Origin of the sequence: Microcoleus sp. A006_D1, assembly GCF_036702805.1 — a bacterium.
Classification (GTDB): Bacteria; Cyanobacteriota; Cyanobacteriia; order Cyanobacteriales; family Microcoleaceae; genus Microcoleus.
On sequence record NZ_JAUBVZ010000001.1, the window covers coordinates 31,136 to 42,658 of the forward strand.

Annotated in this window: 13 protein-coding genes; 10 read left to right on the forward strand and 3 right to left on the reverse strand. The window is 46.0% G+C overall.

Going from position 1 to position 11,523, the window contains the following annotated elements; all coding sequences use genetic code 11:
- Positions 1–264 precede the first annotated feature (264 nt).
- Positions 265–675 carry an AbrB family transcriptional regulator gene (locus tag QUB68_RS00105; RefSeq protein WP_332988219.1) on the forward strand — a complete coding sequence of 137 codons (411 nt, stop codon included), beginning with the start codon at positions 265–267 and terminating at the stop codon, positions 673–675.
- Between the two features lie 90 nt (positions 676–765).
- Positions 766–1,233, forward strand: a complete 468-nt coding sequence (locus QUB68_RS00110; protein ID WP_332988220.1) for a regulatory protein RecX — start codon at positions 766–768, stop codon at positions 1,231–1,233.
- 228 nt (positions 1,234–1,461) lie between these two features.
- On the opposite strand, the gene QUB68_RS00115 is transcribed toward QUB68_RS00110, so the two are convergent.
- The gene (locus QUB68_RS00115; RefSeq protein ID WP_332988222.1) at positions 1,462–1,977 is read right to left on the reverse strand and encodes a DUF4385 domain-containing protein; all 516 of its coding nucleotides are present in this window, start codon (positions 1,975–1,977) and stop codon (positions 1,462–1,464) included.
- Complete coding sequence (locus QUB68_RS00120; protein WP_332988224.1) at positions 1,974–2,399, reverse strand: DoxX family protein; 426 nt, start codon at positions 2,397–2,399, stop codon at positions 1,974–1,976. Before QUB68_RS00120 ends, QUB68_RS00115 begins: the two co-directional genes overlap by 4 nt.
- Before the next feature lie 1,160 nt (positions 2,400–3,559).
- Between QUB68_RS00120 and QUB68_RS00125 the strand changes: the two genes are divergently transcribed.
- The 6 genes from QUB68_RS00125 to QUB68_RS00150 all read left to right on the forward strand — a co-directional run bounded on the left by QUB68_RS00125 (position 3,560) and on the right by QUB68_RS00150 (position 7,269).
- Positions 3,560–4,051 carry a DUF4168 domain-containing protein gene (locus QUB68_RS00125; protein WP_332988225.1) on the forward strand — a complete coding sequence of 164 codons (492 nt, stop codon included), beginning with the start codon at positions 3,560–3,562 and terminating at the stop codon, positions 4,049–4,051.
- A gap of 260 nt (positions 4,052–4,311) precedes the next feature.
- Complete coding sequence (gene ureE / locus QUB68_RS00130) at positions 4,312–4,749, forward strand: urease accessory protein UreE (RefSeq protein ID WP_332988226.1); 438 nt, start codon at positions 4,312–4,314, stop codon at positions 4,747–4,749.
- A gap of 139 nt (positions 4,750–4,888) precedes the next feature.
- Entirely contained in the window at positions 4,889–5,578 is a 690-nt protein-coding gene (locus tag QUB68_RS00135; protein ID WP_332988227.1) for an urease accessory protein UreF, read from the forward strand.
- Between the two features lie 133 nt (positions 5,579–5,711).
- Positions 5,712–6,308 carry an urease accessory protein UreG gene (gene ureG / locus QUB68_RS00140; RefSeq protein WP_332988228.1) on the forward strand — a complete coding sequence of 199 codons (597 nt, stop codon included), beginning with the start codon at positions 5,712–5,714 and terminating at the stop codon, positions 6,306–6,308.
- A gap of 114 nt (positions 6,309–6,422) precedes the next feature.
- Positions 6,423–6,872, forward strand: a complete 450-nt coding sequence (locus QUB68_RS00145) for a Panacea domain-containing protein (protein WP_332988229.1) — start codon at positions 6,423–6,425, stop codon at positions 6,870–6,872.
- A complete protein-coding gene (locus QUB68_RS00150; RefSeq protein WP_332988230.1) occupies positions 6,856–7,269 on the forward strand; it encodes a hypothetical protein in 414 nt (137 codons plus the stop codon). Before QUB68_RS00145 ends, QUB68_RS00150 begins: the two co-directional genes overlap by 17 nt.
- Positions 7,270–7,307: 38 nt before the next feature.
- On the opposite strand, the gene murG is transcribed toward QUB68_RS00150, so the two are convergent.
- Positions 7,308–8,399: an undecaprenyldiphospho-muramoylpentapeptide beta-N-acetylglucosaminyltransferase gene (gene murG, locus QUB68_RS00155; protein WP_442923025.1), complete on the reverse strand. Its 1,092-nt coding sequence runs from the start codon at positions 8,397–8,399 to the stop codon at positions 7,308–7,310.
- Between the two features lie 186 nt (positions 8,400–8,585).
- Between murG and QUB68_RS00160 the strand changes: the two genes are divergently transcribed.
- Together QUB68_RS00160 and QUB68_RS00165 are read left to right on the forward strand one after the other, a co-directional pair.
- Positions 8,586–9,527 carry a nuclear transport factor 2 family protein gene (locus QUB68_RS00160; RefSeq protein WP_332988231.1) on the forward strand — a complete coding sequence of 314 codons (942 nt, stop codon included), beginning with the start codon at positions 8,586–8,588 and terminating at the stop codon, positions 9,525–9,527.
- A 195-nt stretch (positions 9,528–9,722) separates the two neighbouring features.
- A complete protein-coding gene (locus tag QUB68_RS00165) occupies positions 9,723–10,505 on the forward strand; it encodes an SDR family oxidoreductase (protein WP_332988233.1) in 783 nt (260 codons plus the stop codon).
- Positions 10,506–11,523 lie beyond the last annotated feature (1,018 nt).

Here is an 11,523-nt window from a genome sequence, read left to right on the forward strand (position 1 = left end):
ACAGACTTTACTGTAAAAAAGTAAAGCATTTAATTTGCGGCAATAATTCCCCGGGCGATCGCTCGAAGGGCGAGCGAAGCATTTTGGCCCGGAGTAGCAAATCGATCGCTTTGAGCATCCTTCTTACTTGCACCCCCGGTTTTGAGACCGCAGAAATTTATCCAGAATCTTAATATTCCTAATTCTTAGTATTGACAGTGAAACAAAGTTCATCTAATGTGTTGTAATTGATATACGTAAACTCCAATAACCGAGGTAAGGTCAATGGCAGAAACAGCTACAGCACCCTTAACAGGAAAAGGTCTCCTTCAAAAAATCAAAGGCAGCGATTTGCCGCGCAGAGAACTTGCAAAGCTTTGCGGCTACTTCACCGTCAGCAAAAGTGGAGAAACGCGGATTAACTTGGCTGAGTTTTACGATGCAGTATTAGCTGCTAAGGGAATTGAGCTAGAGAAGTCGAAGGCAGACGGACGCGGACGAGAAGCGAGTTATCGCGCTAGCGTTCACAAGAATGGCTCGATCGTGATCGGGGCAAATTATACCCAAGAAATGGGATTAAAGCCGGGAGACGAGTTTGAAATTAAACTCGGATACAAGCACATTCGCTTGATTCAGATCGATGTGGACAGACCGGATGTGGAAGTGGAAGATCAAGAGGAGGATACAGAAGAATAGAGGCGATCGCGGTGCAGTCAGCCTCTGGCAAGGCGACTGGATTTGGCATTCGCTACACGAATATTTGCGCGTCACCCTTCGATTTAACCGATGAACTGTCTTGACTATTTCTATTTTCTCTTGTCCCGCAAAGACTACAGTGCCTCTGAACTTCGCAAAAAGGGGCAGGAGAAAGGTTTTGGCAATGAGGAAATATTGGAGGCGATCGCGCAAATTCAAGACCGGGGCTATCAGTCTGACACTCGCTTGGTGGCAAACTCGATCGCCAGCGCTGCGGGCAAATACGGGAAGTCGGCCATCAAGCGCAAGTGCCTGCAAAAAGGAATTAGCAGCGATTTGTTCGAGCAAGTCTGGGAAGAAGAATTTGCCGAAAATCAGGACTCGGAAGCCGAAAAACTGGCAGAATTAAAAGCCAAAGTCATGCGGAAATACAAGATCGATGCTTGGGCTAATGCAGATCGGACAACCAAGGGTAAAGTCTTGAATTACCTGCAATACAGGGGCTTTAATGGCTTTGAAATTTGGCAGCAGTGGCAAACAGAAGAAGATGATGAGTAAATTGTAGGAGCTGTCAAATCAATTCGGCCCCCAGATAGGCAAGCACAACTGCATTCCTACCCGGGGGCTAAATTGTCACTTCTGAGTTGTTGTATAGCAACCGCCACATCGGTGAGGACATAAATAACTTCATGAATAGAGCCGATACCCGTACGGAATCAATGGTTTGATTCGGGTTATGCAACTGTCAACTGTCCACTGTCCCAGGTCAACTGCTATAACTGTCTGTCAAGCCTCAGACTTGCTTGAAGAAGATTCGTACATCTGTCGGTGTCTGGCTAAAAGCTGGAGATATTTATCGTTGATTTTAGCCAGCATCCATTTCTCTTGAAAAATAGCAGCGGATTCTGCTTTCTGGGGATCTGCTTCTAGCGGCAAAATATCTTTTCGAGCTGCGGTTTGCTCTGCAACAGACTCCAGCTTCTGAGGATTCTGCTGGTATTTTCTGCCGCTTTTGTGGTTGGCGTAGCGGCGCGATCGAGTATACCCCATCTGCAAGAACTTGCGGGCCATGTCGGCTCCCACAAAATCATCGGCATCGAGATACTCTAAAAACAAGGAGTAAATTTTGCTGCTGGACTCCCTGGCAATTTCAGGAGTCTTAAATCTCCAAAAAGGCAGAATTTCACCTTTATACGGTTCCACCAACAGCACTCCCTGTTCTCCTTTTCCCACCCGATAAAATTCCGGGTGCTCTCGAAAGTCAATATTCTTAAAATCCAAAGAGTAGTCAAACTGCTTCATTGGGCGTTTTCGGTTGTATCTGAAACTAGAGAAGCCCGCGGTTTACCTTCGTCTGGTTGGGTATAAACCCAGGCCCAAGCAATCAAGACAGCTTGAAAAGGCAGCCTGAACCAATACAATAATGGGTTGTGCGGAATCCCTTCGATCGCAATGCTGTTGACGGCTTGATTGATATTAGCTGGAAACACGGCAATAAACAGGGCAATTAAGCCCCACGCCGCGGCTCTGCTAACGGCAGGAATTAACAGCCCAATTCCCCCCAAAATCTCGAAAAAACCGCTGATATAAACCAATGCTTCCGGGTAAGGAAGCTGAGGCGGCACGATTCTGATAAAGGGTACGGGTACTACAAAGTGCAGCACGCCTACAATACTAATAGCTACTGCGAGGATAACCCGCCAAATTTCTTTTTGAGCTTTCATGGGCAATCGGTAATTAATAATTGTTAAGTTGCTGCGAAAACCCTTGCTAAAATTCGCGATATGCGATCTTGATGACAAGAGGACTGAGGCATAAAAATTCCTGCCTTCCGGGTTTTTCTTGTCTTACTGGTGCTTGTAAGGATACATTTTTCGTGTAAAAATCAGGTTTCTCAGTAATACCAGTTTCCAAAAGCATCCCTTTGGAGGTTGGCGCTCGAAACTCTGGCAGTCATCAGTCATTCCCAATTATTCAATCTTCAATGCGCTATAAGTCCCGAACCAGTTTTTGCAGTCCCAGACTTGAGGAAGTCGGACTGGAATCGCAGGCTGGTGCGTTGATTGCTGCCAACAGATAGTGGCTCTTTTGATACCCAGATTTTAATGTCTAATTCCCGAATGCTGCATCTGTCTTCGGGTAGTAAAATTGGGGTTGGTTCGGGTGCTGGCGCACTCAGCAGACAAACGGGCCGGAGGTTTTCTCGATCGACATTCTGCGTCGCAGCTTAACATTAAATCATCAAGGGAATTGATGAGTGCGATTGCTGCTAAATTTGAAACCCGAAAAAAAGAATCCAACTGCCAGCCCGCGGTTCAAACCCTTAGTTAGTAAGTAATTCCCAATTTTTTACTCTCAAATCTTCAATGCGAAAATCTCAAATAATCGGATTTTTACTTGCACGCGACTCACCTAAATGCGAGTAATTTGTCAAGTAATTTTAGAATGTTTTAATATTTTGGGTTTAAAAATTATTTGTAGAGGCAATTCGGGAACGTTCTGTAAAGAAAGTTACTGTCTAAGTTTTGTGTTATGTCAACCGCCACATCGGTGAAAACATAAATAACCGGAATGAATAGAGCCGATACCCGTACTGCATCAATGGTTTGAGTCCCGTTATGCAACTGTCAACTGTCACAGGTCAACTGTCACAGGTCAACTTATCAAAGATGTTACGATGGATCTGATTAGGGAATTTGCTAAAAAGTGCGCGCTGTAGCAGCTATCACGAGCATGAATCGCCGTAACAACTAGCAAATCTTCCTGCTTGAATAGAAAGATTGTTACCAAGGGCAGGAACTTTCTTGCCGCCACATTATTCAAAAAGATTAAGCCGCTCAGTGCTGTGTCATTTTTTTCTACACGCAAGCAATCACCGACGCCCATGAACATCTCAACCAACAACTCTCAATTTCGCCTCAACCGGGTGCTGCGGCAATCGCTGTTCGCAGGCATGATTTCCGCTGCTGCTTTGGCTAGCGGATGGGCGCCCGGTTTGTATGCACAATCCCCAAGCCTCGTTTTCGGAGCTGCCGCCCAAGCTCAACCAATTAGCAACACCGAAATTACTAACTACGCTCGCGCTGTCTTGTCAATAGAACCCAGACGGGTGGAAGCTTATAAGGAAATTAAAGGAATGGCTGGAGGCTCGGTTCCCAGAGTAGTGTGCAACGAAACTCAGGAAATTAACAGGCTTTCTGGAGGTGTGCGCGGCGTGGCGGTGAATTACTGCGACCAAGCTAAAAAGATTATAGAAAGCAATGGCTTGACAGTTAGGCGCTTCAACGAGCTCACTTTGCTCCAGCAAGCGAATCCGGCAGTAAAACAGCAAATTCAAGCCGAATTGCTGCGGCTGCAACAAACTGGGAATCAATAAAATCGAGGGTTTGAGTCTTTCTTCCTCTCCCGTTCTATGGTTCGAGTTACTGGACGTTATGCAATAATTTTTGAGAAAAGGGCGATCGTCTGTAAAGAAGTGCTTGACAAAATGACCTAAATGTAGTGTGCAAACAAGAACGGGAGCGGTTCAGAGAGATGACAATTTTGCAACTCGCTGTAAATCGCAATTTGAGATTGAAAGATCTTCCTCAAAAAGTAGAGGTAAAGTGAATTACTATCTCGCAATAGAATAGGAAAATGCTAACTTTCACAAAACATTTGCCGGCAAATCCCGATGCTGTTGTCAGCTTTAGTTTAGCGATGACAGCGGACGATCGCACTCGCAGCCGCCACAGATTCGAGACAGATGCCGGAGAAGTGCTAAACTTGCGTTTGCCTAGAGGTACGGTGTTGCGCGATCGAGATTTATTGCAGTCGGAAGACGGTAGCTGTTTGGTACTGGTAAGTGCAAAGCCCGAACCGGTGCTGACAGCGCGGGCCTCGACTGGGCTGCTGCTGATGCGCGCGGCTTATCATTTGGGAAACCGCCACGTAGCTTTAGAAGTGGATGATAATTATTTAAGGCTTTCTCCTGACTCTGTTTTGCAGGGAATGCTGGAAAAGATGGGTTTGGAAGTAATAGAGGAAATTGCGCCGTTTCAGCCGGATATGGGTGCTTACGGGCATAGTCACTAGGAATTGGGCATGGGGCATGGGGCATGGGGCATGGGGCATGGGGCATGGGCCAAACAGGGCATTGGGCATTGGGCATGGGGAATTGGAACCAACAAATAACAACAGTCAACTGACAACTGACAACAGTCAACCGTCAACAGTGAACAATCAACTTTTATACTTGTTGCAGTTAGCTTTTGCACCTGTGGGAGCTTATAGTTATTCTGAGGGAATTGAGAGTCTGGTAGAAGCGGGTGCGATCGACAGCGAGATTAGTTTGAGGAATTGGTTGGAAAATTCCCTGGAATTTGGGGCGGTGCGAGTAGAAGCTGCTGTGGCGGTACGGGCTTTGAGGGCGGCGAAGATTGGGGATTTGAGGGCTTTGAGTTATTGGAATGCTTGGGCGACTGCTGCTAAGGAAACTGAAGAGTTGCGGTTGCAAAGTTGGCAGATGGGACGGACTTTGACGCGGTTGTTGCTGGATTTGCGATCGCCCGTTGTTTCTGCGTTAACCACAAGTGTAAAAGATTTGGTGGAAGTTGGCGGCAATCAGTGCAATTTTGCGATCGGCTTTGGGATTGCGGCTGCTTGCTGGCAGATTGAAGAGGAAGCGGCTGTGGTAGGATATTTGTACAGTTGGGCTGCAAATTTGGCGAGTGCGGGTGTAAAACTGATTCCTCTTGGTCAAACTGCGGGCCAGCAATTGCTGTTAGATTTACAGTCTCAAATTAACTCTACGGCGCGGGAAGTTTTACAATTAGAAGATGATGACCTTGGTAGTTGTAGTTGGGGATTGGGACTGGCTAGTATGGCTCATGAAACTCAGTATACTCGGTTGTTTCGCAGTTGAAAATCTGAAGGAAGTTCGGCAACGGATTATGTAACGGATTTAACGGATGTAAGGAAGCAGTCAGTTGTTACTAATAACCTTCCAGGATATGCTTTCAATGCCCCATGCCCTATGCCCCATGCCCAAAATAATTATGAGTGCTTTTCGTGTAGGAATTGCTGGCCCGGTTGGTTCGGGGAAAACTGCTTTGCTTGATGCTTTGTGCAAGTCGCTGCGCCAACAGTACCAGATTGCTGTGGTGACTAATGATATCTATACTCAGGAAGATGCACAGTTTTTGGTGCGGAGTCAAGCTTTGGAGAGCGATCGTATTTTGGGAGTAGAAACGGGCGGCTGTCCCCACACTGCCATCCGGGAAGATGCTTCGATCAACTTGGTAGCGATAGAAGAGTTGGAACACAAATTTACTAATTTAGATTTAGTCTTTGTCGAAAGTGGCGGCGACAATTTGGCTGCAACTTTTAGCCCGGAGTTGGTAGATTTGACAATTTATGTGATCGATGTGGCTGCGGGTGATAAAATTCCGCGCAAGGGCGGGCCGGGAATTACTAAATCAGATTTATTGGTAATTAATAAAATAGACCTCGCGCCTTTTGTGGGAGCTGATTTGGGTGTGATGGAACGGGATGCGAAAAAGATGCGCGGGGAGAAACCTTTTGTTTTTACTAATTTGAAAACGAAGGATGGCTTAGCATCGGTGGTGGATTTTGTGAAGTTGAATGTCGTATAGGGCGATCGAATTATTGAAAGTCGCAGCCCCCGGCCAGGACACGGCAATGCCGTTTCCCTACAGATATCTCGTAGAATCTATATATTACCCTACTTTTCAGAATTGGTATAAGTTATGCTGAGTTGTGATGATGCAGCCAAATACTTTTTGGCTCAGGCAAGTGAAGATGCTGGCGATCTGATATCTAATCTCAAGCTTCAGAAATTGCTTTATTATGCTCAAGGCTTTCATTTAGCTTTGTACGATGAACCGCTATTTCCTGAAGCGATAGAAGCATGGGCTCACGGGCCAGTTGTTCCTGATTTGTACCCTCATTATAAAAAGTATGGTGCTGGTGCAATTCCATATCCTGAAGATATAGACTTTTCGATTTACGACGAAGAAACTAAGAGCCTGCTTGATGAAGTTTACTGTGTGTTTGGGCAGTTTGCTGCATGGAAGTTGCGTAACATGACGCAAGAAGAATATCCCTGGAAAATTGCTGCTCAAAATAGCGGTAGAATTACTCATCAATCCCTGAAGGAATACTTCAAGACTCAACTCAATTGTGAAAAAGCAGTTTAAGGCAAATCAACGCCAAGAAAAAGGGACAAGAATTTCAGCTAGGGAAACTGTTGATTTACCGCCCGAGCAGCAGTCACCTCTATTTTCTTTGGGGTACATGAATAAAGATTACTCTCTTTCTCAATGCACTAAAGATGAAAAGGCTGCTTTTGCGGATACATTGTACAAGTTAAGTCAGCTTACCTGGAGTCAGATTAATGCTTCTCCCCGTCACGGATCTGGCTATGAGAAGATTGCCAAAAGTTCTATTAGAGTGGCTATTCCTAGCCATCTTAAGGATGATGTAAATTTTATTGCTTTTAGGTTTTTCGGGATGGCTCCGATGGTTGGTTATCGGGATGGGGCTGTGTTTTATGTTATTTGGTTGGATAGAGATTTTACGCTTTACCCTCATTAAAAATATCTCGTTCAATTAGCAGCGCTGTCAAATTGGCGCTACCGACTCAACAATTCCCTGACCAAATTTGCCAAACGTTCTGTACTGTCTGTCACTGCTAATTTAGAAGCTGCTTGAGACATTTTTGCTAAATATTCGGTATCTTTTAACAAATACAGCACTTTGCTTTGCAATACCTCTGCTGTGAGTTCGCTTTGACGGAATACCACGGCGGCGCCGGATGCGGCAAATACTTCGGCGTTAAATCTTTGGTGGTCGTCAGCGGCGTGAGGAAATGGAATTAAAATAGAAGGTACTCCGGTTACGGCTAATTCTGTTAGGGCACTGGCGCCCGATCGACTAATTGCTATATTTGCACGCTGCAACAAACTCGCCACATTATCATAAAATGGCATTGACAGATACTGTTCGTGCTTCAAACTTTCAGCATCCGGGTCATTATTTCCGGTGAGGTGAACTACCCAAGCACCCGCCTCAAACCAAGCCGGAGCACACTCGCGCACTAATTGATTGACTGCGACAGCGCCTTGGGAGCCACCCATCACTAAAATTACAGGTACGCTGTCAGGAATTGGTAACTTTAGAGGCTGGCGGGTGAGGAATTGCGATCGCACTGGCGTACCCGCAACCACCGTTTTTGCACGGGGTAAATGCTTGGCTGCTGCTGCAAATCCGATCGCCACAGCAGTGCAAAAAGGACTAAACCACCGCGTCACCTTTCCCGGAATTGCATTAGATTCGTGGAGAATTACCGGCAAACCCAAAGAGCGAGCCGCCAAAATTGCCGGTGCTGCGATGTAACCGCCGGTAGTAAACACTCCCTGAAAATTTCCCGCTTTGAGCAACTTCCGCACCTGAAGGATCGAGCCGAGGAGTCCGCCCAAAATCCGCACTGTACCGAGTCCAAATCGCTGCTGAAATCCTTCGACGGCGATCGTGTGGAGGGGGTAAAGGGATGAAACTAACTGCGTTTCCATGCGGTCGGGGACTCCCAGCCATTCGATCTGACAGTCGTGCAACTCCGCAGCGGTGGCGATCGCCGGAAATAAATGTCCTCCCGTGCCGCTAGCTGCAATCAACAACCGCAGGGGGGCTTTTGTCAAGGTATTTGTCTCTTTTAGAAGTTCCACAGGTCGATAGATTTTAGATTAGAGGTTTTAGATTATTATGCTTATTGTTCCGGCAGTTTCAGCCAATTTTCAATCAGCCATCTAAAATTAGATTGTGCCGTGTCCCTCCTTCCGTTGTCAGTTTTTCGTTGCAGGCGAACTGTTGCCCGCGCCGCGACTCCTGACAAATAACCAAAGTATCATCTAATGCGTAATTTTTTGAATTTAGTGCCAAGTGTATCTCAGTATTTTTTCAGCCGTCGGGACGAAAAAGCCGATCCTCTTCGTTGGCGTAGCCCCCGTAGGGGCGGGCTGCGCCAACGGGCGATCGTTTTTGGCTGGAACTGCGGGCAGTCGATCGCTCAAATGTTGTTATGTTTAACAGTGGTAAGTGCTGGCGTGCTGCATCCGAGTGCTGTCAGGGCGATGGTGGCGACTCCCCAAACGGCGATCGCCCAAACAAAGGCCAATGCGCCAGCCCCACTCACAAAACTGCTAACAGAAATTGATGCAGCAGGCAACCGACGCGATATCAAAGCAGTCATGGCATTTTACAGCCAGAATTTCACTCATTCTGACGGATTAAACAGCCAAAGCATGGAAAAAGCTCTTATCCAACTCTGGGGGCGATATCCGAGTTTAAATTACCGCACCGAGCTCAAATCTTGGAAAACCGAAGGTAGTGCGATCGTCGCTGAAACCGTAACTACAATTACCGGCACTCAGAAAAAGGATGGGATAGACTTAAATCTCAAAGCTACCATCCGCTCTCAGCAGCGCTTTGAAGGTGAAAAAATAGTTAAGCAAGAGATTTTAGCAGAACAAACTCAGCTTACTTCTGGCAAAAATCCTCCCACAATTCAAGTGAATTTGCCGGAGCAAGTTAAGGTGGGGCAAGAGTACCATTTTGATGCCATTGTGCGAGAGCCGATCGGCAATGACATTTTAATCGGAACTATTATAGAAGAACCCGTAACTGAAAAAAGTTTTTTCAAGTCCGCAGAAGTCGAGCTGGAGTTACTGAATTCCGGGGGGATTTTTAAAGTAGGGAAAGCTCCGGCTACGCCTGAGAATCGCTGGATTTCAGCAGTGTTGATGCGACAAGGCGGAATTGCAATGGTTAGTGTGCGATTGCGGGTTGTCAAGTAATAGATGTTACTTGTTATTGGTTATTGGTTATTGGTTACTTGTTATTGGTTAGTTGTTATTGATTGATTGATTGTTTGTTTGTTGCTTAGTTTTTACTTGTTGGCTATTATAACGAATAACCAATAACGAATAACCAATAACCAATAACGAATAACCAATAACCAATAACCAATAACCAATAACCAATAACCAAAAATGATTCCTATCCAAAATCAAATTGTGTTGATTACGGGCGCCAGTAGCGGTATCGGAGCCGCCTGTGCCAAGATATTCGCCACAGGTGGAGCCAAACTAATTTTAGCAGCCCGCCGCTTGTCCAAGCTCGATCAACTGGCAAGCGAACTTGTAGAGGCAAAATTGGTCGGCTCAGCGAACGAGATTCATTTGCTAGAATTGGACGTGCGCGATCGCCCGCAAGTCGAATCTGTCATAACCGCGCTTCCCGATGCGTGGAAAAACATCGATATTCTGATTAACAATGCCGGATTGAGCCGCGGTTTAGACAAACTGCACGAAGGCAACATTGAAGATTGGGAAGAAATGATTGATACCAATGTCAAAGGCTTGCTGTACGTGACTCGCGCGATCGTGCCGGGAATGGTCAGCCGAAACCGCGGCCACGTAGTGAATATCGGCTCAATAGCAGGCCGTCAAGCTTATCCGAAAGGTAATGTTTATTGTGCTTCCAAAGCAGCGGTGAGAGCGATTTCTGATGGGTTAAAACAAGATCTTTTGGGGACAGCGGTGCGGGTGACGGAAATAGAGCCGGGTTTGGTGGAAACAGAATTTAGTAATGTCCGGTTTCACGGCGATGCAGAAAAAGCCAAAAATGTCTATCAAGGATTGACACCGCTGACGGCTGACGATGTAGCGGATGTCGTGTATTTCTGCGCGACGCGATCGCCCCACGTCAATATTAGCGAAGTCTTGCTAGTTCCGACAGACCAAGCTACCGCAACTCTGGTTCACCGAAAATAGTTTTGAGTTTTTAGTGGTAAGTTTCCGGATTGCGATGAAATTCTCAGGAAGCTTAATTGGTAGATGCACCCTGATTAATTAACTCCCGACCAATTTTGGCCGGGTTTTTTTTTGCGGTATTGAGGCTGATGCTGAAAAAGTTTGAGTTTGTCCGGATTGCGATGGAATGCTTAGGAAGCTTAATTGGTAGATGCACCCTGATTAATTAACTCCCGACCAATTTTGGCCGGGTTTTTTGTGTGCGATCGAGCTTTTGCCACAAATTATCGCAAATTTTGCGAAACAGTCCTGAATGTGGTGCTGTCGAGGCGGAGATTAAATTAGTAGATGCACCCTGATTAATTAACTCCCCACCAATTTTGGTTTGGAGTTTTTTTTTGAGCGATCGAGGCTGAGCAATAAATTCTGGCAAATTCTGGGAAATTGTCCTGAATGTGGTGCTGTCGCGCCGGAGATTAAATTAGTAGATGCACCCTGATTAATTAACTCCCGACCAATTTTGGCCGGGTTTTTTGTGCGGTAGCGAGGCTGATGCCACAAATTCTCGTAAATTTTGCGAAACTATCCTGAAAGTGGTGCTGTGGAGGCGGAGATTAAATTAGTAGATGCACCCTGATTAATTAACTCCCGACCAATTTTGGCCGGGTTTTTTGTGCGGTAGCGAGGCTGATGCCACAAATTCTCGTAAATTTTGCGAAACTATCCTGAAAGTGGTGCTGTGGAGGCGGAGATTAAATTAGTAGATGCACCCTGATTAATTAACTCCCGACCAATTTTGGTTGAGAGTTTTTTTTTGTAGAACAAACGTATCACAACAGGTAGCGACAGTTGGAGAGTTCGCGCGCAGGGGCCGAGAAACCCGGTTTCTTCGAGTTTGGTGTGAAGTTCCGAGAAATCTACCAAGAAACCGGGTTTCTCAAATCGCCGATTTTGCGAAATTGTCCTGAAAGTGGTGCTGTGGAGGCGGAGATTAAATTAGTAGATGCACCCTGATTAATTAACTCCCGACCAATTTTGG